The sequence below is a fragment of the Microcoleus sp. ARI1-B5 genome, from assembly GCF_036705795.1.
Taxonomy (GTDB): domain Bacteria; phylum Cyanobacteriota; class Cyanobacteriia; order Cyanobacteriales; family Microcoleaceae; genus Microcoleus.
The window spans coordinates 159,370-183,492 of sequence record NZ_JAUBVK010000002.1 but is presented as its reverse complement, the minus strand read 5'-3'; the positions used below and the strand labels follow the sequence as shown (position 1 = coordinate 183,492).

Here is a 24,123-nt window from a genome sequence, read left to right as displayed (position 1 = left end):
AGAAGCTAACACCCTCCACAACATGGGCTTTGTCTACTCAGATTTGGGAGAAAAGCAGAAAGCTTTAGAGAATTACAGTCAGTCCCTTACCATGTTTCGGGCTCTGGGCGATCGCCGTGGGGAAGCTAATACGCTCAGCAACATCGGCAGTATCTACTCAGAATTGGGAGAAAAACAGAAAGCTTTAGAGAATTACAGCCAGTCCCTTACCATGTTTCGGGTCGTCACCGATCTCGGTGGGGAAGCTCTCGCCCTTTTCAACATGGCTTCTGTCAAACGCGACCAAAACAATCTTAGCGAAGCCCTCAATGACATTGAATCCTCTCTCAAAATCATCGAAAGCCTCCGCACCAAAATAGCCAGCCCTGAACTCCGCAGCTCATACTTTGCCACAGTACAGAACTACTACGAATTCTACATTGATTTGTTAATGCAACTGCATAAAACTAATCCTAAATCCGGTTACGATACCAAAGCCTTAGAAGCCAGCGAACGTTCGAGGGCCCGCAGCCTCCTCGAACTCCTCTTTGAAAGTAACGCCAACATTCGCGAAGGCATTCACCCCGATTTACTGCAACAAGAAAAGAGCGTGCAACAGCAACTCGATGCCATTGAAAAGCAGCGCATCGAAGCAATCAGCAGCCCCAATCCCAACGCAACTAAAATCGCTGAAATCGACAAACAGCGCCTCGCACTTTTACAACAATATCAGCAACTTCAAACCAATATTCGTACCGCCAGCCCCCGCTACGCTGCCCTCACCCAACCCCAACCTTTAACACTGCCAGAAATTCAGAAACAGATTCTCGATGAAAACACGATTTTATTGCAGTATTCCCTCGGCAAAAACCGCAGTTATTTGTGGGTTGTGACATCAACCGGACTAATTAGCTATGAATTGCCAAAACGCGCAGATATTGAAACAGCAGCTAAGGACTTCCTAGAGGCAATAACTAGCCCAATCCAGAGAGATATTCCCCAACAAGTTGCCCAAGCCAGTGCAAATCTGGGTCAAGTAATTTTACAACCCGCAGCAGCCCAATTAGGCAAAAAACGCTTATTAATTGTTCCCGACGGCGTGCTGCACTATACCCCTTTTCAAGTTTTAACTCTTGACCAAACCAGGAGACCAAATACCAATGTTCCCTTAATTGTCGAACATGAAATTATCACTCTGCCTTCTGCCTCAACTCTCGCCATTCTCAGGCAAAATTACGGAGATAGAAAACCGCCGGGCCGAACTTTAGCAATTTTAGCCGATCCTGTTTTCAGTCCTGACGATGAAAGAATTAAAGGAAAAATCACCCAAGCAACAACAGAAAAATTAGAAGCAAACAACCTCGGTTTAAATCGATCGCTTCGTGCTTCTAATAGGGGATGGCCGCCCGAACGCCTACCATTTACGCGCCAAGAAGCCCAAACAATATCCAGCTTATTCCCCTCAGCTTCTAGCAGTCAAAAGATTGATTTTGATGCCAATCGCACTACCGCCACCGACGGCAGTTTAGCCAATTATCAAATCGTTCACTTCGCCACCCACGGCCTTGCCAACAGCAAAAATCCCGAATTGTCAGGAATTCTGATGTCGATGATAGATGACAAAGGCAATCTTGTCAATGGTTTTTTGCGCCTCACGGATATTTTCAACTTAAAACTGGCGGCAAATTTAGTGGTTTTAAGTGCTTGTCAGACGGGAATGGGACAGAATGTTAAAGGCGAAGGAATGGTGGGATTAACAAGGGGTTTTATGTATGCGGGGGCGCAGCGGGTGGCGGTGAGTTTGTGGTATGTGGATGATGAAGGAACTGCTGTGTTAATGCAAAAGTTTTATCAAAAAATGCAGCAACAAAAGTTAGCACCAGCGGCAGCTTTGAGGGCGGCGCAGATGGAAATGATGCAGCAGGAAAAATGGCGCTCGCCCTATTATTGGGCGGCTTTTACCTTGCAAGGGGAGTGGAAATGATTGTGAAAAATTAATTATGACTTTTATGAACTAAAAGTTATGACATTTATGAATTGACTTTAAGTTTAGCCTGTTTTAGGATGTTAATTAACTAATGTCAGTAAGCCGCATTCATGAACAACCTTCATAAAAAACCCTACTGGGTCTTAATATATGGAAAATCGGCTGACTCAAACTCAACTAAGGATTGCAGGAGGATTGGCGGCTGCTGCGGGGGCGATCGCCTTTACCGGATTCTACATTCAGCAAAACCGACAAGCGATCGATCGCGTTTCAATTCTGCAAAACCGCATAACTTCGGTGCAGGATAACGGCGACAATTTGACAGTTATTTCCCGCCAAAACAATCCAGAAATATTTTACCGTACTACCTTGAAAGATGCACCTGTAGGGAAAAAACTATCGCTATCTTGCGATTGGATTGACCCCAGCGGTCAAGTTGTCCGACAAAACCGCTATCAAACTCGCGAAATCGACAAACCCATCTGGAATACTCAATGTCGGTACCAAATTGGTACTGCTGCTGCTACCGGAAATTGGCAAGTTAAAATGTTCCTTGAAAATCGCGCGATCGGCAGTACATCCTTTGAAGTTAAATAATCATAAAAAACTCGCCTATGGATAGATTTTAATATGGGAATCACCAACAAACCGCGTCAATTTTTAGGATACTGGGGCTGCGATTCTCGCCACAAATCAGAAGCGCTGCTGGCGAAAATTATCAGCCAGTCTGTCAGAGAAATTCCAGTTCAAAAAGTCGAGGATTCTTCCAGTTTCTCCACCGCAGACAGCCCAAATCACCCAATCTGGAATGTTGCTAGTACCGAACTCCATAGCACGCCAAGCTTGCCGACGAAAAAGGACACTCGAACCTTGCAAATCGCAGCCCTCTCGGCATCTGGACTATCTACCTATCCATCACCTAACGGCTTGCTATTACCCGATGCCTGGGCACACGTTCGCGAAAATTGCCTGATTTTGGGACGGGAACCCTTCGGGCGAGTAACGCTTTACTGGACGCAAATCGGGCAGAGTATTTGGTTTGCATCGAATTTGCAACTGCTTTTAAATATTTGCGAACAGCCAGATGCAAGCATTCCCGGTTTGTACGGTTATAGCTGTTTTTCCTATGTCCCAACTCCTTTAACTCCTGTCAAAAATGTGTTCGCAGTTCCCGCAGGAACCGAATTGACTTGGGAGTGCGATCGAGATAGCCGTGTCATTTTTGAACCCCAATCAAAACGGTTGTTGGAATGGGGAGAAAGTTCAGAAAAAATACAAGACGAAGCAGAAGCGATCGCACAATTACAAAACTTACTTAAAGATGCCGTTCACCGTCAAATTGCCGATATAAACAGCAGTGAAACTGTCGGAGTATTTCTATCAGGCGGTTTAGATTCCTCAGTTGTCGCAGCTTTATTAGTAAAAGCCGGAGTCAAAGTGCGCGCTTATACTCTCGACTTTGGCGAAGCCGGAATTCCTGAATATCCTTGGGCAGAACAAGTTGCCTACTCGCTGAAAATTCCCTTAGTAAAAGTAGATGCCAGGCCGCACCGGATTAAACAAGTTTTGCATTCTGCTGTGAAAGCTTTAGATTTGCCTTTTGGCGACGGAGTTACAGTGCCGCTGTACCTTTTAAATGAAGCGGCGAGTCAAGAAACCGATCTCGTTTTCAACGGCGAAGGCGGCGATCAGTTATTTGCGGGATGGACGAATAAACCCCTGATTGCAGCGGGCGTTTATCAAGCAGCAAATCCAGCCGGAGACGAAGCTTTTGCCCTGCAATACCTGCGAACTTTTCACCGGATGTGGGGATACGAAACTAAAGTTTACCAGCCGCAAATTTACACTCAAATTCAGAATTTGCACCCTCAAGATTGGCTGCTAGAGGCTCTTAATCCTGCTTTGGGCGGGTCTTTGCTCCATCGCCTCCGCCGCGCCGGGCTGATGCTCAAAGGCGCGCAGAACATCCATCCCCGTGCTGCTAATTTAGCTCTAGCTTTTGGTCTGAAAGTGCGATCGCCCTTTTGCGATTTTGCACTGGCAGACTGGACGTTTCAACTGTCAGGAGAATTGTGTTTGCGGGGCGCTTGCGAAAAATACATCCTCAAACGGGCAGTAGAAAATTGGCTGCCTGCGGAAATAGTCTGGCGGGAAAAACGGGGTATGGGGGTTCCTTTAACTTCCTGGTGTTTTAATGAATTTTGGCATCACATTGGCGATTGGTTGAATCCTGCCGTGCTGCTGTCAGAAAAACGCTGGCAACCGGATTTAGCCGATCGAATTGTATCCGGCAAATTCGCAGCCGGAATTCAAGGGCGCCGCATTGGCGAAATTCTTTGGCTGTTAATTATGTGGCAAATTTGGCGATCGCAAATTTTAGGTGAGGAGGTGAAAAACAAATCTTGGAATCATCCATTTTGGTTGCCTCGATCGGTTTGGAATTACCGCCAGCGGTGGGCAGAATAAAATCAACCTTTATCTTGGATGCGGGCAGAAACCGGGTTTTTACGAAAAGACGATCGGTATAGCCTTTAATCTCGGTAAAAACCCGGTTTCTTTCCTCGGAGTGCGTCAGTCTTAATTAAACAAACACCTACTTTATACTTATGCAAACAATTACCCATCGCAAATCAATTCTCAAAGAACAACCTTTTACTCTTGCCCTAGCCCAAGAGTTATTAGCTACTTACGGTTCGCCGCTTTACGTTTATCAAAGCGATATTTTGCGCCGGACGATCGCCCGCATTACTAAGGCAATTTCCTATCCGCAAACTCAATTTTGTTTTGCCAGCGTAACGAACGGCAACATTGCACTGCTGCAAATTTTTCAAGCTTGCGGGTGGGGACTGCACGCCAATACACCGGGGGATATTTATTTAGGAATTCAGGCAGGTTTTGCGCCCGCTCGCATTGTTTACAGCGGCAGCAATTTGCACGGAGACGAGATGGAACAAGTTCTAAAATGGGGTGTCAAAACTCTGAATTTCGACAGTCTCGCTCAGTTGCAATTGTGCTGTGAGGTTTACCAATCTTTCAGGGAAAACCAACAGATTTTAGAACCCCCCAGTTTGGGTTTGAGACTGAATTTGCCCGAACTAACTGGAGACAGTCGAATTGGAGTGCGATCGACCGAATTCTCAGAGGCGATCGCCCTCGCTAGAAAAGCCGGATTAAAGCTCAGCGGCTTGCATTTTTATCGCGGTACTGGCACTAATTCTACCGCAGCTTTTACTCAAGTAATTGATACTGTAATTGCCGTCGCGGAGCAATTGCCAGATTGGGAATATCTCGATTTTGGCGGTGGTTTCGGCTATCCTTATCGCGGGGGTACAGCTTTTGATTGGGAACTGTTTGGGTCAGAATTAACTAACAGAATTGAGCGACTCGATCGCCCGATTGAGTTAATTGTTGAACCGGGGCGATCGGTTGTAGCGGGATGTGCTACTTTGCTCGCTAGAGTTGTTTCCGCGAAATGGCAGGAAGCCAAACAAATTGTCGGTTTAGATACGACTGTTGCCAATCTTTCAGTACCGTCAGTTCACGGCGGTTATCGAGAGATTTATACCTGGAATTGCCGGGATTCTCTACATCTTACTGATGTTTGCGGTAATACTACTTATTCGCGGGATTATTTGGGAAAAAACTGTCAACTTCCGGCTTTAGCAATCGGAGAAATCCTGGCTATTTTAGATGTGGGGGCTTACGGATATGCGATGTCGTCGCATTTTTTACACCGTCCGAGACCACCGGAAGTGCTGTTAGAAAATAGCCAACACCGCCCGATTCGCAAAAGAGAAGATTACAGAGTTTTGTTAGCAAATCAAGTTTTTTGAATAATCGGGAGGAGATTTTTATGAAGTGCATTAATTGTGGAACTGACAATAATGTAAGAGACCGCAGGGCCAATAGCTGTCGCTGCAAACGATGCAATCATCAGTTTGTCTTTGAATCAACTACTATCAATGGTGTCAAAATAACTGACGCCATGTTTGCCAAGGCGATCGCAGATATTTCTGTGAACGATACGCTGTTTTTTACTTCCCAACAGTTATGTTATTTTTTTGGCAAGCGATTCAAACAAAAAATTCCTAGAGTGTCCTACACAACTACAACATCCCAAACTGTTGATCGGCCAGAAAATGGAATGGTTTGGGAAGTTTGGGGATGGCTAATTATAGCATTAGGACTCATTTGTAGTGTATTATTAAATTCTACACTTTCCATTAAGCTCTTTGTAGTATCCTGTTTTTTGGGGATAAGCTTTATCATTTCTGGACGCCCAAAAGTCAGAAAAATATACCACCGACACGCTCACCAATCACCTAATAAAGCTCAAACTTATCAAATTGATTTCAATAAGTGTCAATACTGTATTAATCAATGGAAAGCAATCAACCCGATCGCAAAAATGCTGCCACCTCCCCGCGATACACATCAAAATGCTGCCATAAGTCCCGATGTCAGCGCTTACAGTTTCGATCGAGTGGTTGTGTGCGATCGCCCGGAAATTGCCCAATTTTTAATCGCCAACAATTTTCACTTTGAAAACAACTGTGCAGTCCTCAGCGTTACCGGATATCCTCAAAGTATCTTTGACACAATAATGCAAATGCTGCGCCGAAATCCCGACTTAAAAGTCTATGCTTTGCACGATTGCAGTCCCCGAGGAATTGGTTTAGTTAACCAACTGCGCACCAGTCCTAATTGGTTTCAAAATAGCAGCGTGATAATTATTGATATCGGACTCCTCCCCTGGCAAATTATTGCTGCTGGCGACAGTATGCTTGTTTTAAATTCTTCGGAATATGCACGAGATGCCGTACAGTTGCCGCCAGAAATTCGTCAAAATTTATTCTCTGAAGAATTGGAGTGGTTGGAAGCAGGTAATTATGTAGAACTGGAATCGTTGAGCCCTCAAAGACTGATTCAAATTCTGAACCGGGGAATTGCCGAGAGTCGAAATTTAGGCAGGGACGGTCGCCGTTGTATTCTACTAGGAGATGAGGATAGTTCTATCTATGTTGTTGACTGTTTTGGTTGAGGTTTATAGCGCTGTTGGTAGAAAGCGATACCTTTTGTTAGGCGATCGAGTTTTTTGAATCATCAATAGGAAATTTTTATGAAGTGCATTAACTGCCAAACTGACCATAATTTAAAAGAGCGCACGGCAAATAGCGGTCGCTGTAAACAATGCAATCATCGGTTTGCTTTTGAACCGACTACAATGACTGGTGTCAAAATAACTGACCCCATGTTTGCCAAGGCGATCGCTGATGTTTCTGTTAACGATACGCTGTTTTTTACCCCTAAGCAGTTATTTTACCTTTTAGACAAGCGATCGAGACCAAAAATTTATGATGAGTTCTACACAATCCCAGGATACCTAGTTATTAATATAGTTTCGATTATCTTTGTTGCTATGTGCACAGCAGCTCTATTTCCTGAAGGGAGTCTAGCTTTCATTTTGGTAATGTTTGTAATAAATATTTTATTGATTGCAGGAACTTTTACTGCTAGCCGTTCTAGGAACTATCCGTACAAACAACGCCAGAAATTTGCAAAGACTTTGCAAGTTTGGGGAGGAATAGTTCTGGTGTGTGGAATTGGTGTAAGTCTGTTATCAAGTTCCTTCCCGCTGTTTTTAGCTAGCTCTGCTATCGGAATCCTATCTATCTATTTGGGAAGCCTGAAATTTGACAAAATACTTGCAAATCGTCAACACTTTACTATTAGTTTCAATCTGTTTCAAGGCTGGCTTAATACTTGGACAGAAATTAACTCTATGACTAAATTGCTGTCGCCTCCCCGCGTTCTAAATGCAAATACCGCGGTTAGTCCCGATGTCAGCGCTTACAGTTTTGACAGATTGGTTGTGTGCGATCGCCCGGAAATTGCCCAATTTTTAATTGCCAACAATTTTCACTTTGAAAACAACTGTGCAGTGCTCAGCATTACCGGATATCCTCAAAGTATCTTCGACACAACTATGGCAATGCTGCGCCGAAATCCTGACTTAAAAGTCTACGCTTTGCACGATTGCACTCCCCGAGGAATTGGTTTAGTTGACCACCTACGCACCAGTCCTAATTGGTTCTCAGATAGCAGCGCGATAATTATTGATATCGGAATTCTGCCCAGGCAAATTATTGCGGCTGGCGACAATATGTTTGTTCTAAGTTCTGATAGTTCGGCACGAGATGCTGTACAATTGCCACCAGCAATTCGCCAAGATTTATCCCCTGAAGAATTGAAGTGGTTGGAATTAGGTAATTATGTAGAATTGGAATCCTTTAGTCCTCAAAAACTGATTCAAATTCTGAATCGAGGAATTGCCGGAAGTCGAGATATAGGCAGCGATGACAGCAGTTTTATCCTGCTAGGCGGTACGGATAGTTCTATCTATGTTGTTGACAGTTTTGGTTGAGGTTTGTAGGGCTACGGGAAAGGACACGGCAGTGCCGTTTCCCTACGGATGAAATAGAGGACACGGCAGTGCCGTTTCCCTACGGATGAAATAGAGGACACGGCAGTGCCGTTTCCCTACGGATGAAATAGAGGACACGGCAGTGCGGTTTCCCTACGGATGAAATAGAGGACACGGCAGTGCCGTTTCCCTACCGAAAAGATATTACTTATTACCTTGCAGCCAAATTTCTAAACTCGTCAACAGCCACAGCTTAACGCCGTAACGCCCCCAGGTATCTCCTTCATAGTCTAGCCATTGAGCTATCAAAGATTGATTGAAATAAGGAGCGATCGCAGCTTTTTTCGACAGCAGCAAACCCTTAGCCTCTCGCTGCCAAAACTTCTTAAATCCCAACTGTACGGGAACCAACATCCCGCTTTTCGGCCTGTCTAAAATTTGAGCGGGGAGAAGGTTTGCAACCGCTTGTTTTAAAACAGCTTTTTCCACAACTCCCGATAGTTTGTACTCCGGTGGAATAGTCATGCTCAAGTCAACTATTCGCTGGTCAAAAAGAGGCGATCGCCCGTGCAAGTCAGCAGCTTGAGTCAAGTTGTTCACTTTGGTCAAAATCTGGTCTGCTCCCTTAAATTTAATATTTAATGCCATTAATCGATTTAGATAATTGCCGCTGGCATTTAAATCCGCACTAAATACCGAAGGTTCTGTTTTTACCGCCGCCCAAATTTCCGGTTTTAACAGTTGAGGCAAATCCGCAGCGCACTTTTGAAATGAGATTAAATACGCTGGCAGCGCATCCAAATTAGTGAGAGAATTGTACAAGCTGTTAATTAGCATCGGTTGATTTTTAGGCCCGCCAAAACAGGGGTCGCCACCTTCGCCGTTGAGGACAACTTCGACAGATTCTCGCGCCAATTTTCCTAACAGCAAGTTGGGCACTGTCAGCGGGTCGCCGATCGGATCGTCTAAATAGGCCATCGTTTCTGGCAACTTTTCCCACATATCCCGAAAGCTAATTTCTAAAATGTGGTGTTGAGTTTGGCAGTGTCGGGCGACTAAACTGGAAAACTCTAATTCGTTGGCGCATTCTGCACCAAAATGAATTGAGTAAGTGTGAACTGGTCGAGCGTGAAATTTAGCAGCTAAAGCGGCGATGCAGCTAGAGTCTAAACCGCCGGAAAGAAAGACCCCTACAGGTTGATTTGTCGGCAAATATTCTCGGACAATTTCATCTAAAAGAGAGCGCAATCTCGCGCCGTGCCATTCTAAAGATTGTTCGGCCTCGACAACTTGTTCTCGGAGTTCCCAGTAAGGGGAAATCGTCTCGTCAGGGAAGCTCAAAACGGTTCCTGGGCGCAGTTCTCGCACTTGCTGCCAGAGGGTACGATCGCCCGGAACGAAGGAGCAGCAGAGGTAATCTCGCAGCGCTGTGAGGTCGATCGCCCTTGAATGGTATGGTGCGATCGCCCTCCGTTGAGGAGCAATCCAGCGAGTCGCGCCAACATCAGTGTAGTAAAGAGTGCGCGCACCCGCGCGATCGCGCGCCAGCCGCAAAACTTGCCCTTCTCTGTCCCAAACAGCAAAGACAAACATACCCGCCAACAGCGGCAAACATTCAACTCCCCAGCGTTCCCACAGTTGAGCGACTAATTGGCGATCGCACCCCTGCCAACTATTAGCAGCAATCCCCAATCTTTCCAGCAATTCTAATCGGTTGCTCAGCCAAATATCGCCGACAACTGCAAATTTTTCTGAGGGACTTAGAATTAGCTGATTATTTGGGTGGGAGCAAATAATCGCAATTTGACCTTCTCGCCACGCCGTACTATCTGCGATCGCGTCTGTTTTTCCCCAAGCTATCCGCCAACTTGAGGCAAATTCAACCAGAGAATTTGGACGGACAGAGGATTTTTGTTTTTGGCTACCTTTGTAATTTAGGAATGATTTTTTATTGCTCATTTTTGCGAAATCAAGATAATTTTAAATAATCTCAATTATAACAGACCAAGGACTTACGCACTCCGACGCCTAGAAACCGGGTTTTTTACTGAATCTGCGGGCTGCAACAAAATATTTTCGCAAAAAAACCCGGTTTCTCGCCACCAGTGCGTAAGTCCTAATCAGAAAAGGGTTTATCGCCCGCTAGCTAAAGCCTCCCGCAATTTACGGCCCCGCGATTTATCCCGAAGTTCTGGAGTCGCCATCCGCAACACAAAATCCAGCAACCAAGGCGCAATTCGGTGACACCAAACTGCTAGATGACTTTGCCATCCTACCAAGATTTCCGGCGCGTCTTTGTGCAATCCCGCGACAAGTGCTAGGGCAACTTTTTCGGGAGTTGTGGGCACTACCCACCGAAATTGTTCCAAGTCTCGCACCATGTCGGTATCTGTTAGAGAGGGCAATAAAGCTGTGACTCGAACATTGTACTGAGTTAACTCGCTGCGCAAAGCTTGGGTGAAGCCCAAAATGGCAAATTTGGTAGCAGAATAAGTGGCCATTGTGGGAGCGGCGATTTTTCCCATTAAGCTCGAAACATTGACGATTGTTCCGTCTTTTTGCGCCGCCATTCGCCTCGCAACTAACCGAGTAATTGTGTAGGTTCCGAGCAAATTTAAGGCGATTTCTGACTCGATTAACGGCAGCGGGGAACGCAAGAATGATGCTTGGTGGGCGACGCCTGCACAGTTGACTAGCAGGTGAATCGGGCCGCTATCTCGCCAAGCTTGGGCGATCGCAATATTCACCGCTACTGACTGAGTTAAATCCAAAGCTAACGGCACTACTTCTGTGCCAAAAAGATCGATTTCCTCTGCCAGTTCAATTAATTGCCTGCGGTTGCGGGCCACAATCAACAAACGTTTGACTCCTTGTCTCGCTAATTCCAGGGCGATCGCTCGCCCAATTCCGCGCGAAGCTCCTGTAACAAGAGCTGTTTTTCCTTGAAGTTGCATAGATTAAACCTTTTGGTTGATGCTCACCGCGGCACGGAGTTATGAGTTGTGAGTTGTGAATTATCAGTTATGAGTTGAATGTTTTGGCGGTAACAACTCATAATTCATAATTGTTGAAAAGGCTATCTTGTTTCGATAGACCTCATTTACTTGTGGGGTTAACTCAAAACCAAAAACTGTTGAATCGCTAACGTGCGCGTGAGTTGAACTAAACTTTTGGTTGGCCAGAAATCAGTCAAATATCTGGTCTTTTAACCTCATTCAAGCAGACAAACCTGAGATGGGCCAACCTAGTCGGAAATCCTGGCCAAAGCGGGCTTTATTACCAAAAAAAATTGGTTTAAAGCCGGAACCCATAAGCGGGAGAAATTAAAAGAAGACTATTCATTACTCCAATCCTCTTCCTTCCTGGTAGAGGTCGCTATCGACGGTCAACTGTCAACTGTCAACTGTCAACTGTCAACTAAACCCTCTTTTTTTAGTCTGCAGAGGCAGACGAGATCCTGTGCAACCGCGACTTAAAATCGCCGGGGATTCGTCCGAATTGGCACAGGATAATTGAGCAATGCAGATTATCAATTCCACACCTCCTAGATATGAGAATTTCCTATCTACACACACCTTAACAACTAGAAGTTAAAGCGGCAACAATTTTTAATAAATCTTCCGCAACACTTCTTTACAATTTTCTCATACTGCCGATTTCCAAGTGCCGTGAAAGCCCAAAGGTATGACACCGGGCAATTCTAGCTTGCAAACAGGTTCGCGGGAAAGTCCGTCGCTGTCAAATATCCAGACTTCGCTGCTGTCAGAATTGCCGTCGTAAATAACTGTTACTATCCAACCTTTCTCCGACGAAATATCTGGAACGTAGATGGGCTCTGTGGGATAGCGATTTTCGCCCAAGTCGGCAATTGTGAGATGGCGGGTTTGCGTGTCCAAACGGGCGATCGCACCGTAACGTTCGGCTACAATATCAACGTGAGGCCGATACATTGCCAGATAAATATATCGCGAGTCTTGCCCTATTTCTGAAGCAGGTACCGTCGGAAACTCGCAAGGTTGATCCAGCAATTCTTCGGCTGCTGTCACTTTGCCAGTTTGAGGATTGAGATGCACCCGCCACAGGGAACCCTCCGCATCGGTGCGTGTTTCACCCGCCGCTACTTCTTTCAGTCGCTGATTAGTTTGAAAGTCAGCGAAGCGCACAAAATCAACCGCCACCGAACCATCTTCCTTGACAAAGCCGTTAGCAAAATGCCACTGGAACCAAGGTTCGGTTTCGCCTCGACTAACTAAAGAGAGAGTTTCCGAGTCAACAACTAATATCTGCGTTCCTAACTCGGGTTTCCATTCCAAAGAGTCGCTGTAACTGCTAATTCCAGCTAACACAGGCAAAAATTTTACTCGTACTGGCGGCACAAAAAATATGAGATACTTTCGGGCCAGAACAAAATCGTGGAGCATAGGAGGGCCATCTAAAGCCACAGTTCCTTGTTGCACAATTTGGCCTGTAGGATCGCTTTTATATAGATTCAACTTTGTACTCGCACCATGTGTAATTCCAAAGTTAAAAATATTGCCAGTAATCGGGTCGCGCTTGCAGTGAGCGGAATAAGAAGATCCACTCTCTAAACTGCCTAAATCGTCCGTTCCGCGAGTTTCCAAGGTTTGCAAATCGAGGCTGTGAGGTGCGCCGCCTTCCCACAAAGCTAAAAGGCGATCGGGCAAAGCTAAAACTGAAGTATTGGCAGCATTTTTAACAGATTTAGTCCACCGCAACCACACAGGCACCGGTGCTGTCATGCCATAATTACTGTAGAGAAACCGATCGGCTTTTTCCTCAGCTTGGTATCCCGCTGTTTCCACGTAGCGATAAACAGCCGCAGCACCCGCATCGGTAAAATGTACAGCCAAAATTGCACCATCGCCGTCAAACCAATGTCCCGCATTCATGCCGCCGCGTTGCAAACGTGCGGGCCCGTTACGGTAGAGAGTGCCGCGCAATCCTGCGGGAATTTTACCGCTTTTAACGGATAACTGAGTCAGGGGAAATTCCGCAGCCGGACGGGCTAAAGCTTTAGCCCAGGATTTTTTAGCTGAGATTTTAGTGTCTGTTTTCATTGGAAACTGGCAATTTTAAACTGAGCGGGCAGAAGTTTTGCTATACAATTATAGCACAAATTACCTAACAGTTATGACTCTCCCCCGCCGCTACCTGCTCAGAACTTTTGGGCTGACTGCTATTGGTACTCAGCTTTTACCCATCGCCCAAACCAACCTATTTCCCAAAACTGCGATCGAGCCGCGCCGCCTGCAAGTCGGCGATACAGTAGCCTTAATCAATCCTGCCGCTTTCAACTACGAAAAAGAAGTGCAGCAATTTTTCAAAGTGCTGGATAACCTAGGCTTAAAAGTTAAACTAGGAGAGCATTTTTACGACCGCTACGGCTACTTAGCAGGCAAGGATGCCGATCGCGCTGCCGATGTCAACGCAGCCTTTGCCGACGACTCAGTGCAAGCTATTTTTACCGGGATGGGCGGCTGGGGCTGCGGTCGCATCTTGCCGCTCCTAGATTACAATACAATCCGCAACAATCCCAAAATTATCATGGGATTCAGCGATATTACTGCGCTATTATTGGCAATCTATGCTAAAACTAATATAGTTACTTTTCACGGCCCTTTAGGTGTCTCAAGTTGGAGTCCCTTTACAGTAGATTACGTCAAAAAAGTTTTGTTTTACGGAGGTTCTGTGACAATGCAAAACTCCCAAAGTATGCCTATTGAAACCATCCGGCGCGGCACAGCTAGGGGAAAATTAATCGGTGGCAATTTATCGGTAATCTCAACACTAATCGGTTCAGCTTATTTGCCGGATTGGGAAAACAGTATTTTATTTGTTGAGGAAGTTAGCGAAGAGGTTTATCGCATCGATCGAATGTTGACGCAGCTCAAATTAGCGGGCATTCTCGATAAAATATCCGGTTTTGTTTTCGGACAGTGCACCAAGTGCGAGGCCGAAAAACCGCAAGAGTCCCTCACCTTGTCTCAAGTCTTGACGGATCGCATCCGCCCCTTGAATATTCCCGCGTGGTACGGTTCGATGACGGGACACATTCGGGATAAGTTCACTTTGCCGATCGGCAAAGAAGTCGAAATCGACGCAAATTATGGTACAATCAAATTATTATCATCCGCCGTCAATTAATTTGTGTCACTCCGATGCTCGGGAATCTAATTTGTAGGGTGCGGCTCCCTAAAAAAGCCCAAACTAAATATCGACAATCTCATAGCGACGCACCTGGGTTATTGAAGGGCGTGTGTAAAAAAATACTTATTTTGTAGCAAAGTTTTGTAATATCATTTATCAAAAGTTTTGTTACAGAACAATTTAGGGGCGGAGTGAAAGGGAGGGTTGTTTATTCAACGATTGTCACTGCGGTCGGGTGACAGATTTTTAGAGGGTCGGTGCTTAATTATGTCATTGCGAACGTAGTGAAGCAATCGCAAAGTTTGATAGTAATTCGATAGTTTGAGCCTAGTAACGAGCAAACATTCAAATAAAAAACACGAAATACAGTGAAAAAAGCCGCACAATTCATTAAACCCTTAACAGTAATACTCCTGACAATATTTTGCCTGTTTTCGGTCAATCTCGGCGCAGCAGCAGCAAATAAAATCGCCAACAGCGACACAATTTACCAACAGCGAACAATCCACAATCCCGACGGGACAGGCAAATTTTACATGGGTCGAGAAATTGCCCAAGTCATGGGATATCAAGGCGCCAGTTGGCTGGAAAGACCATCTCGCGGCATGGAAGAAAAATCAGCTCGATTAGTCAACAATCTCGATTTAAAACCAACCGACATTGTAGCAGACATTGGAGCGGGAACCGGATATTTTAGCTTTCGCATCGCTCCCTTAGTTCCCGAAGGAAAGGTTTTTGCAGTTGACGTGCAGCCAGAGATGCTCAATTATATTGAGCTGAACAAACAAGAAAAAAATATCTCTAACGTTGAGCCAGTTTTGGGAAGTATCGACAATCCGAATTTGCCGGAAAACAGCGTGGATTTAGTTGTGATGGTCGATGCTTATCACGAATTTGCCTATCCCAGAGAAATGATGCAAGGAATTGTCAAAGCACTCAAACCCGGAGGCCGCACGGTATCGATCGAATATCGGGGCGAAAATCCGCTGATCCCCATTAAAGGCTTGCACAAAATGACGCAGCAGCAGGTTAAAAAAGAAATGGCCGCCGTCGGTTTAGTATGGAAAGAGACAAAAGATATGTTACCCCAGCAGCATTTAATGGTATTTGAAAAACAATCTCAAATATAGTAGCAAAAAAAACAAATTTCTTACCATTTTTTCGGATTTTTGTCAAGGGACATAAGCCGTATTAATGCGAACAAGCGATCGCCCAAAAACACTAAGCCTTAAGTAACCCTTAAGATAGACATTTTACTAAAAATACCATTTACAATTAAAAATTGACAACCCAGAGGCGCTTCCTTAATTGTTCCAGCGAAGAAGTGTCGCTACTACAAGGTACCAGCGTGAACATTCCAAGTTCCATCCTCACCATGCTCGCGGGCATCGGAGTGACTCTGATCAGTCTCTGGTACGGGCAGAATCACGGTTTACTTCCGATCGCCGCCTCAGATGAAGCAGCCCAGATAGACGGACTCTTCAACACAATGATGACCATTTCCATTGGACTATTTATCATGGTTCAGGGAGTGCTGATCGTTGCTGCAATTAAATACCGCCGCCGTCAAGGAGACAACACAGACGGCCCGCCTTGGCACGATAACTTTCCCTTAGAAATTCTCTGGACAGCCGTGCCAGCGGTAATTATTTTAGGAATCGGAGTCTACAGCTTTGAGATTTACAACTCAATGGGAGGCCTCGATCCGATGGGGAATCACGACCACGGCACCATGCAATCGCAATCTAAAATGCGCGGAAGTGCGATCGCAGCCACGCTGTCAGATACACCCCAAAAAGCCCCTCAAATTCCGTCGGATAAACGGATTGCTCTAGGCGTCGGTGCTTCCCCAGAAAATGAAGACAAAGCACCAGACTTAGTTGTAAACGTCATGGGTTTGCAGTACGCCTGGATTTTTAGCTATCCAGAAAGCGGCGTTAGTTCCGGCGAACTGCACATGCCAGCCAACCGCGACGTGCAGCTAAATATCTCAGCTCAAGACGTACTGCACGCATTTTGGATGCCGGAATTTCGCCTCAAACAAGACGCAATTCCCGGGCGACCGAGCGAACTGAGATTTACAGCAAATAAAGTCGGCGAATACCGAGTTGTTTGTGCAGAATTGTGCGGCGGTTATCACGGAGCGATGAAAGCTTTAGCAGTCGTTCACACGCCCGAAGACTTCAACAGTTGGCTGAAAGAACAGCAAGTTGCTAGCACTCAAAACCTAGAGCAAGCAGTTGCAGTCAATCCAGGGAAATTGTCAGACGGAGAATTTTTGGCTCCCTACGTCAGGGAAATAAAAATTAATTCCGAAACCCTAGAACAACTTCACCCAACTCATCACTAAAAATAGTCCCTACCTTCATCTAAAAGGTTCGATCGTTCGGACTTTAGTCCGGCTCCCGAGGCTTTAAATGATTAAAATCATTACTACTAAAAGGTTCGCAGCATCGGACTTTAGTCCGGCTCCCGAGGATTAAAAGGACTGAAGTCCGAACGATCAAACTACGATTGAAGTTTTTACGGCGAACTAGGAAGCCTTTATTTTGTTGTTATGACACAAGCACAGTTCCAAGAAACTGCCAACATAGAGGCTCGCGGAACAGCGCCGGCCGACAGACATTGGCGAGACTACTTCACTTTTAATACCGACCACAAAGTCATCGGTATTCAATACCTGGTAACAACTTTTGTCTTCTATCTAATCGGCGGAGTGATGGCAACTATAGTGCGAACAGAACTCGCCACCCCCGACTCCGATTTTGTCGCCCCCGAACTCTACAACAGTTTATTTACTGTTCACGCCACGGTAATGATCTTCCTGTGGATCGTACCCGCAGGCGCCGGATTTGCTAACTTTTTGATCCCCTTAATGATTGGGGCAAAAGACATGGCATTTCCCAGGCTGAATGCCGTTGCCTTTTGGTTGATTCCAGTAGGCGGCGTGTTGCTGCTGAGCAGCTTTTTGGTGGGAGCACCGCAAGCCGGCTGGACTTCCTATCCGCCTTTGAGCCTAGTTACTGCTCAAGCGGGGGAAGAAATCTGGATTCTCAGCGTCTTGATCCTGGGAACTTCTTCGATTTTGGGGGCGGTGAATTTTGCCGTTACCATCTTCACCATGCGGGTTCCGAGCATGACTCTCAATGAAATGCCTTTGTTTTGCTGGGCGATGATTGCGACTTCAGCGCTGACTTTAATTGCTACTCCAGTGTTGGCCGCAGCTTTGATTTTGCTGTCCTTTGACTTGTTAGCCGGGACGGCTTTTTTTAACCCGACGGGTAACGGCGATCCCATCGTCTACCAGCATTTATTCTGGTTTTATTCGCACCCGGCAGTTTACATTATGATCATGCCCTTTTTTGGGGTGATTTCAGAAGTTTTGCCGGTGCACTCGCGCAAGCCAATTTTTGGTTATTTGGCGATCGCCTATTCCAGTCTCGCGATCAGCTTTTTGGGCTTAATCGTGTGGGCGCACCATATGTTTACCAGCGGCACACCCGGCTGGCTGCGGATGTTTTTCATGATCACAACTATGATCATCGCCGTACCCACTGGGATTAAAATATTTAGCTGGTTGGCAACTATTTGGGGCGGAAAACTCCGGCTAGTCAGCGCCATGCTATTTGGGATGGGTTTTATCTCAACATTCGTCCTCGGCGGCATCACCGGGATCATGGTAGCTTCGGTACCTTTCGACATTCACGTTCACGACACTTATTTTATCGTCGCTCACCTGCACTACGTGCTGTTTGGCGGCTCAGTGTTTGGAATTTACGCTGCTTTTTACCACTGGTTCCCCAAAATGACGGGGCGGATGATTAATGAATTTTGGGGTAGAGTTCACTTTGTTTTAACCTATGTGGGCTTTACTGTAACTTTCTTGCCGATGCACGCTTTGGGGATGCAAGGAATGCCTCGGCGGGTGGCAATGTACGACCCGAAATTTACCACAATTAATGTCATTTGTACTGTCGGCGCTTATATGCTGGCAGTCTCGACAATCCCGTTTATCATTAACGTGATTTGGAGCTGGAGGTACGGCCCGAAAGCAGGTGACAATCCTTGGCAAGCTTTGAGTTTGGAATGGATGACGACTTCGCCGCCCCCGATCGAAAATTTTGAAGGAGTGCCGGTATTGGCAACGGGGCCTTACGATTACGGCATGGAAAAAATTCAGCGGACTGGGGAACGTCTCAGGCTGAAGTTGAGGGAAAATGCGATCGCCAGCGCCAGCGCCAGCGGCCAGAAACGCGGTATTCCGATTGCGGAGGCTCAAGCTTCCACTTTCTTTGGCGGGACTGCAACTTTGGTCGAGCCTGAATCAGAGGTAAACGTTGATTCTCCTGGTGATGAAAGTCACGATGGCGATTAGTCATCAGTCATCAGTCATCAGTCATCAGTCAACAAACACGTCAAACCTAGTACCGATATGCTGTCTGACGATTAAGCTCTCGATCCCCCCTAGCCCCCCTTCTTAAGGGGGGGACAAGAAGCACTCAAAGCTCCCTTGAGAAGGCAGGAATTGGAAACACTCAAAGTCAACCCCTACTCCCCTTGGGAAGGGGGATGCGAGGGGGATCGAGCCTCGGTTATAAACGACGAGAGATACAAAGATTTTCAGGCAATTGTTGGCACTAATGTCCTCTTCCCTCTTCCTTCCATCCTTTACATCCGTTACATCCGTTACATAATCCGTTGCCGAACTTCTTCCTTCCACATCCATTACCAACTAGCAATTTATTATGCAACAAATTCCAGCGATCGATCCAGCAAAAACAGCTCTAAACTACCACCACAGCGCCGAAATAGAAGCGCACGGCGAAGAGCATCCCGACCACAGAATGTTAGGAGTAATTGTGTTCCTATGCGCTGAGGGCATGATTTTTCTCGGTATGTTTGCGGCCTATTTGATTTATCGGGCGATGGCTCCCGCGTGGCCGCCGGAAGGTACGCCCGATCGCGAGTTATTGCTGCCGGGAATTAATACGGTAATTCTGATTGCTAGCAGTTTTGTGATTCATAATGCGGATACTGCCATCAAGAAGAATGATGCGACGGGAATGCGGAATTGGTTCCTCATAACTATCCTCATGGGCGCGGTTTTCTTGTTCGGTCAGGTTTACGAATACACTCATTTAGAGTTTGGCTTGACCACCAATTTGTATGCCAGTTGCTTTTACGTTTTGACAGCTTTTCACGGCTTGCACGTTACGTTTGGGGTGCTGCTGATGGCGGGGGTAGTTTGGCGATCGCGCGTTGCCGGTCACTATTCTAGCGAACACCACTTTGGCATCGAAGCGACTGAGATTTACTGGCACTTTGTCGATGTGATTTGGATTGTTTTGTTTGTGCTGCTGTACGTGCTTTGATGGCGTAAGCATTTCTACCATTTAGCGGGCAGGCTTTTCGGCCTGCCCCACCAGAAATTAATATGACCCCCCGTTGGGGGTTTTTTATTGTTTGAGAAGTGCGATCGAACTCGGGCACGATATCAAAGCCGATCGCCCTAAATTACGCTAAATTAAAAGAAGCAATTCTCTTATCCAGCAGCATTGAGAAAATTATGCAGTGCGAATTGTGCGATCGACAAATGGAAGCATTAACCGCCCACCACCTCATCCCCAAACAAAACACCAAGCGCAAAAACGAAGATCCCAGCCAGACGATCGACATTTGTTCAGCTTGTCACCGCCAGATTCACTCTCTCTTCGACAACAAACACCTCGCCCAAGAGCTCAACACCCTAGAAAAGCTCAAAAATGACCCCCAACTCCAGAAATTTCTCTCTTGGGTGAAGAAACAAAAAACCGACAAACGCATTCAAGTACACGGCAAAAAAGCGTGAATCGCAAAACTCGCACTCAGATATCTAGTTCTAGAGGTTTGTAGTGAGGACTAAAGTCCAATGGCACTGAAAAAGTGAGCCAAAAAAAATCTGTAAGGCAAGATATACATAGATAATTGCCTTACAAACCAAAATATCTCTCTCCATTATGCCAAATCGTGCGTGCATTCTCAAACAACAATTTTTGCAGAGCGTTGCCTCACCTTGGGAGAAGCTGCTGCCAGAAGAGTTAGTCCAGGAGCTTCTAGCGAAGGAGAAGATCACCTACTACCAAAGCATCTACACACCGATAGTCACCTTGTGGGCGATGATATCCCAGGTACTAGATCCCGACAAAAGTTTGAGTCAAGCCGTGAAGCGGATGAGTACGTGGTTGAGTGCGGCCGGAGTCAAGTCTCCTTCTTCTGATACCGGGGCATATAGTAAAGCTCGTAAGCGACTACCAGAAAAACTCGTTCAACAGTTAGTACCAATAGTCGCAGAAGCCCTAGAAAAGGAAGTTCCTCGCTTAACAACAATGGTGTGGACGACGGGTGCGGGTACTAGATGGGACAACAGTGTTGATGAATGATACTGCTGCTAATCAAGCCGAGTATCCGCAACACAGTAATCAAAAAGCTGGGTGTGGATTTCCCATCGCTAAAATAGTGGTACTCTTTTCATTACTAACAGGGGCTGTGGTATCCGCTGGCATAGCATCCTTGGCAAGCAGTGAGATTGTGATGAGCCGTTTGATTTATGCAAATTTAGTCCCAGACGATGTGATATTGGCTATGCAAGCTTATGGTAATTATGTTGATTTAGTTTTAGTGAAACAGCAAGGAGCAGATGCTGTTTTCCGTAAAAATCATCTCCGTAAAACTGACTTTCGACGGGGAAAAAAGTTGGGAATTGGCGACCACAAAGTCGTGTGGAATAAGCCACAACAGTGTCCCAACCACATGACTCTTGAGGAATTCGAGGCATTGCCGTCTAGTTTCATCGTCCGGGAAGTATGCTTACGAATTAAACGCCGTGGCTTCAGAGATGAGCGTATCATTGTAGTGACAACATTGGTAGATGCCAAGCGGTACACTGTTGAAAAATTGACTTCTTTATATGGATTACGTTGGTCGGCAGCAGAAGTCAATTTACGCTATCTCAAAACCACGTTAAAAATGGAGATGTTAATAGCTAAAACTCCGGTGATGGTGAGAAAAGAAATCTGGACACACTTATTAGCCTACACTTTACTACGTACCATTATGTGGCAGGCTGTATCTTCGTCAAAAAATACAGTTTTTCAACTCTCATTCCAATCAACTAGGCAGCAGTTTAATCTGTTATTGACGCTGTTGGCAACTACAGGAAAACGCCAACAGCGACAATGGCGTCAATTACTTTTGGAACAGGTGGCAACTAATTTACTCACGATTCGACCTGAGCGTTCTGAACCCAGAGTTTTAAAACGCAGGCCGAAACCGTATCCTCGAATGCAGGAACCTCGCTCTGTCTTGAAAGCTAAACGGAGGGCGTGATTAAGCCTTTTTCAGTGCCATTGGACTAAAGTCCGCATTCATGAAGGACTAAAGTCCTCACTACAAACCTATTTTATCCTTGTGGTATAGTTATTTAATTATTCGCAACAAGCTAGTAACTATTCACATGAATCTCACCTCCCTCGAACTCGCAAAAGACCGAGCGCGCATCTTCAAAAACTACCTCCAAACCGAAATAGATGTCAATGCTAACTCAGAAAAACTAGCATTTTTAGACCGGGGAATTCAAAACTCCCCTTACCAAAAACAAATTCAGAACTATCCCGATTATCTCAAACAAAAACCCGACGGCTTAAACGTAATTAGCTACATTCCCCCAGCCAATAGCCCCCTCAAACTTAACTTATTTCCCAGCCTCGGAGAACTACCTCAAATTAATCCTCAAGCCTTAAACTTTCTCCACGAAGACATCAAACAAGCCTGCGTTTGCATTGGCACTTTTATCGGCGACAAAATCCAGGCGCAGTGGCTGGGAAAAAACGCACTTACCAGAGGTGAATTTTGGAGTGCCACTAAAATTATCCCGCTCCTGAATATCGTCAGTCAACTAAATACCAAATATCCCGACTGCGACATTGACAACTGCGTTGTTAGAGATGGATACGGGCAAAAACACGATCTTTACTTTTACGATTTAGCAAAAGACATGATTAGCTATACCGAAAATATAGCAAGTTCAAACTCCCTAGCCGCCATGTTCAAACGCTTCGATACTCGTACAGGACTAGAGCAGTGGCTGAAGCAAACTACTGGCAATAACGACCTGACTTTTCGCGGGGATTACGGCGACATCCCTTATCTCGACAATCCCAAAATGTTCGATCTCAGCAAAAAACAAGTGCTGCTAACTGCCGCCGAAAACAGCCCAGAACAAAATAATTCTGTATCGGCTTATGACTTGACCAGGCTGATTTCTATGCTAGGATGGCACTTCCACATCGAACAGCGATCGCGCATGAGAGGCTCTCAGTGGAGCAGCTTAGAAAGCATTGTCAGAGCCATGGGACATGACACCGCTCGATACGCGGACGCAGCAATCAAAACTTTGGGGATGGATAGCCTCATCTCTTCTCCGGTAATTATCTCAAAATTGGGTTATGGAGTGAGTTCGAGGAGGGGAACCCTAGAAACAGTTTATGTGGCTTTAGTGCGGTTTGTTGACGATCGCCCGAAGGCGACGGGAAAGCCGGCAAAACTCAGAACTTTAGCCCTGACTTTGCGGGCCGAAAAAGTTTTAGACGGTTCCAGCAGCGGCGATCGCTTTGCGATCGAACTCGACGCCAGAGTCGCCGCCGAAGTTACCGAAATTTTCCGCAGGTTGTTTGCAGAAGAATTTTCTTAAATGCCGGCGGGCGGGCCAGGGGGCACCGCCCCTACAGAATGGCGGTGAAACTTGCGGTAAAGCATCCTCTCTACCGGCTTTCCTCCCCGCAAATGTTGCTCGGTGATTGCCGCAACTTCCGACTCAGAAACGCCGCTGTACCAAACCTTTTCTGGCAGCACCAACACCATCGGTCCGCGGCCGCACTGTCCCAAACAACTGCTAGCAACAACTTCAACTTCCGCACCTGACAATTTCTGAAAAGCTACCAGTACCTTTGCTGCACTTTGCTTGCGACAAGTGCGGTTTTGGCACACAAGAACTCGCCTAGAAGATTCTTGAATTTTCATATTTTTGTACTTGACATTCTGGTAGATATATGCTATCTTTTTATCATGGGAATAGGTGCGGGCATATAAACCCAGATTCTCGAATAGTCCTTGCGCTTTAGGGACGAGGCTCAAAGCCCATCCCACAAATCATGATTAATCTGATGATAAACCTTTTGAGGCCAACCATTCGCGATCGCACTAGATAAATCTTTGACGAATCGGCTAAGGGCAGATACTTTTGAGATAAACATTGATAGACGCAGACACTTTGCAGATGATTTGTGACTTTGACCATCTTGTCTATCCTACAACCTAGAAGATTTCCAGCGTTTTTGGGATTTTTGCACTCTGCCCCACTCATTTCGATACACGTGTGCAACGCGGCTGCTAATCGGATGATAAACCTTTTGAGGCCAACCATTCGCGATCGAACTAGATAAATCTTTGACGAAGATTTCCAGCGTTTTTGGGATTTTTGCACTCTGCCCCACTCATTTCGATACACGTGTGCAACGCGGCTGCTAAT

General features: G+C 45.9%; 17 protein-coding genes and 1 pseudogene. 14 read left to right on the top strand and 4 right to left on the bottom strand.

The annotated features are described in order from the left end of the window. The 6 genes from QUB63_RS03680 to QUB63_RS03655 all read left to right on the top strand — a co-directional run. Positions 1-1,963 (top strand): CHAT domain-containing protein (locus QUB63_RS03680; protein WP_332943446.1); only part of this gene is annotated, 1,963 nt, incomplete at its 5' end. Between the two features lie 153 nt (positions 1,964-2,116). Next, on the top strand, positions 2,117-2,563 hold the full coding sequence (locus QUB63_RS03675) for a DUF3859 domain-containing protein (RefSeq protein ID WP_332943445.1): 447 nt from the start codon (positions 2,117-2,119) through the stop codon (positions 2,561-2,563). A gap of 33 nt (positions 2,564-2,596) precedes the next feature. Further along, on the top strand, positions 2,597-4,432 hold the full coding sequence (locus QUB63_RS03670) for an asparagine synthetase B family protein (RefSeq protein WP_332943444.1): 1,836 nt from the start codon (positions 2,597-2,599) through the stop codon (positions 4,430-4,432). A 140-nt stretch (positions 4,433-4,572) separates the two neighbouring features. Continuing rightward, positions 4,573-5,799 (top strand): diaminopimelate decarboxylase family protein, encoded by a 1,227-nt coding sequence (locus QUB63_RS03665; RefSeq protein ID WP_332943443.1) that lies wholly within the window; start codon positions 4,573-4,575, stop codon positions 5,797-5,799. A 20-nt stretch (positions 5,800-5,819) separates the two neighbouring features. Next, positions 5,820-7,007 carry a hypothetical protein gene (locus QUB63_RS03660; RefSeq protein ID WP_332943442.1) on the top strand — a complete coding sequence of 396 codons (1,188 nt, stop codon included), beginning with the start codon at positions 5,820-5,822 and terminating at the stop codon, positions 7,005-7,007. Between the two features lie 78 nt (positions 7,008-7,085). After that, positions 7,086-8,390, top strand: a complete 1,305-nt coding sequence (locus QUB63_RS03655; protein ID WP_332943441.1) for a hypothetical protein — start codon at positions 7,086-7,088, stop codon at positions 8,388-8,390. Between the two features lie 204 nt (positions 8,391-8,594). Here QUB63_RS03655 and QUB63_RS03650 read toward each other — a convergent pair whose 3' ends face one another. The 3 genes from QUB63_RS03650 to QUB63_RS03640 all read right to left on the bottom strand — a co-directional run bounded on the left by QUB63_RS03650 (position 8,595) and on the right by QUB63_RS03640 (position 13,468). Further along, positions 8,595-10,349: an asparagine synthetase B family protein gene (locus QUB63_RS03650; protein WP_332943440.1), complete on the bottom strand. Its 1,755-nt coding sequence runs from the start codon at positions 10,347-10,349 to the stop codon at positions 8,595-8,597. A 173-nt stretch (positions 10,350-10,522) separates the two neighbouring features. Continuing rightward, entirely contained in the window at positions 10,523-11,344 is an 822-nt protein-coding gene (locus QUB63_RS03645) for an SDR family NAD(P)-dependent oxidoreductase (RefSeq protein ID WP_332943439.1), read from the bottom strand. Between the two features lie 690 nt (positions 11,345-12,034). After that, on the bottom strand, positions 12,035-13,468 hold the full coding sequence (locus QUB63_RS03640; RefSeq protein WP_332943438.1) for a carotenoid oxygenase family protein: 1,434 nt from the start codon (positions 13,466-13,468) through the stop codon (positions 12,035-12,037). Positions 13,469-13,541: 73 nt separating this feature from the next. Between QUB63_RS03640 and QUB63_RS03635 the strand changes: the two genes are divergently transcribed. From QUB63_RS03635 to QUB63_RS03600, 8 genes and pseudogenes are all read left to right on the top strand, one after another. Continuing rightward, positions 13,542-14,555, top strand: a complete 1,014-nt coding sequence (locus QUB63_RS03635; RefSeq protein ID WP_332950270.1) for a S66 peptidase family protein — start codon at positions 13,542-13,544, stop codon at positions 14,553-14,555. Between the two features lie 371 nt (positions 14,556-14,926). Then, positions 14,927-15,688, top strand: a complete 762-nt coding sequence (locus tag QUB63_RS03630; protein WP_332943436.1) for a class I SAM-dependent methyltransferase — start codon at positions 14,927-14,929, stop codon at positions 15,686-15,688. Between the two features lie 218 nt (positions 15,689-15,906). Beyond that, the gene (locus QUB63_RS03625; protein ID WP_332943435.1) at positions 15,907-16,908 is read left to right on the top strand and encodes a cytochrome c oxidase subunit II; all 1,002 of its coding nucleotides are present in this window, start codon (positions 15,907-15,909) and stop codon (positions 16,906-16,908) included. 207 nt (positions 16,909-17,115) lie between these two features. Further along, positions 17,116-18,933 (top strand): cytochrome c oxidase subunit I, encoded by a 1,818-nt coding sequence (gene ctaD, locus QUB63_RS03620; protein WP_332943434.1) that lies wholly within the window; start codon positions 17,116-17,118, stop codon positions 18,931-18,933. Positions 18,934-19,303: 370 nt separating this feature from the next. Beyond that, positions 19,304-19,930, top strand: coding sequence for a cytochrome c oxidase subunit 3 (locus QUB63_RS03615; protein ID WP_332943433.1), 627 nt, complete (start codon positions 19,304-19,306; stop codon positions 19,928-19,930). Positions 19,931-20,028: 98 nt separating this feature from the next. Beyond that, the gene (locus QUB63_RS03610; RefSeq protein WP_332943432.1) at positions 20,029-20,406 is read left to right on the top strand and encodes an HNH endonuclease; all 378 of its coding nucleotides are present in this window, start codon (positions 20,029-20,031) and stop codon (positions 20,404-20,406) included. Between the two features lie 148 nt (positions 20,407-20,554). Then, a pseudogene (locus QUB63_RS03605) lies at positions 20,555-21,923 on the top strand (IS4 family transposase). A 127-nt stretch (positions 21,924-22,050) separates the two neighbouring features. Continuing rightward, positions 22,051-23,286 (top strand): hypothetical protein, encoded by a 1,236-nt coding sequence (locus QUB63_RS03600; protein ID WP_332943431.1) that lies wholly within the window; start codon positions 22,051-22,053, stop codon positions 23,284-23,286. On the opposite strand, the gene QUB63_RS03595 is transcribed toward QUB63_RS03600, so the two are convergent. Next, on the bottom strand, positions 23,283-23,615 hold the full coding sequence (locus tag QUB63_RS03595; protein ID WP_332943430.1) for a (2Fe-2S) ferredoxin domain-containing protein: 333 nt from the start codon (positions 23,613-23,615) through the stop codon (positions 23,283-23,285). The genes QUB63_RS03600 and QUB63_RS03595 overlap by 4 nt on opposite strands. Between the last annotated feature and the right edge of the window lie 508 nt (positions 23,616-24,123).

Excerpts from the sequence above, each read along its gene's own strand:
- QUB63_RS03675 (WP_332943445.1), top strand. The coding sequence starts at position 2,117 with ATGGAAAATCGGCTGACTCAAACTCAACTAAGGATTGCAGGAGGATTG.
- QUB63_RS03670 (WP_332943444.1), top strand. The coding sequence starts at position 2,597 with ATGGGAATCACCAACAAACCGCGTCAATTTTTAGGATACTGGGGCTGC.
- QUB63_RS03665 (WP_332943443.1), top strand. The coding sequence starts at position 4,573 with ATGCAAACAATTACCCATCGCAAATCAATTCTCAAAGAACAACCTTTT.
- QUB63_RS03660 (WP_332943442.1), top strand. The coding sequence starts at position 5,820 with ATGAAGTGCATTAATTGTGGAACTGACAATAATGTAAGAGACCGCAGG.
- QUB63_RS03655 (WP_332943441.1), top strand. The coding sequence starts at position 7,086 with ATGAAGTGCATTAACTGCCAAACTGACCATAATTTAAAAGAGCGCACG.
- QUB63_RS03650 (WP_332943440.1), bottom strand. The coding sequence starts at position 10,349 with ATGAGCAATAAAAAATCATTCCTAAATTACAAAGGTAGCCAAAAACAA.
- QUB63_RS03645 (WP_332943439.1), bottom strand. The coding sequence starts at position 11,344 with ATGCAACTTCAAGGAAAAACAGCTCTTGTTACAGGAGCTTCGCGCGGA.
- QUB63_RS03640 (WP_332943438.1), bottom strand. The coding sequence starts at position 13,468 with ATGAAAACAGACACTAAAATCTCAGCTAAAAAATCCTGGGCTAAAGCT.
- QUB63_RS03635 (WP_332950270.1), top strand. The coding sequence starts at position 13,542 with ATGACTCTCCCCCGCCGCTACCTGCTCAGAACTTTTGGGCTGACTGCT.
- ctaD (WP_332943434.1), top strand. The coding sequence starts at position 17,116 with ATGACACAAGCACAGTTCCAAGAAACTGCCAACATAGAGGCTCGCGGA.
- QUB63_RS03615 (WP_332943433.1), top strand. The coding sequence starts at position 19,304 with ATGCAACAAATTCCAGCGATCGATCCAGCAAAAACAGCTCTAAACTAC.
- QUB63_RS03600 (WP_332943431.1), top strand. The coding sequence starts at position 22,051 with ATGAATCTCACCTCCCTCGAACTCGCAAAAGACCGAGCGCGCATCTTC.
- QUB63_RS03595 (WP_332943430.1), bottom strand. The coding sequence starts at position 23,615 with ATGAAAATTCAAGAATCTTCTAGGCGAGTTCTTGTGTGCCAAAACCGC.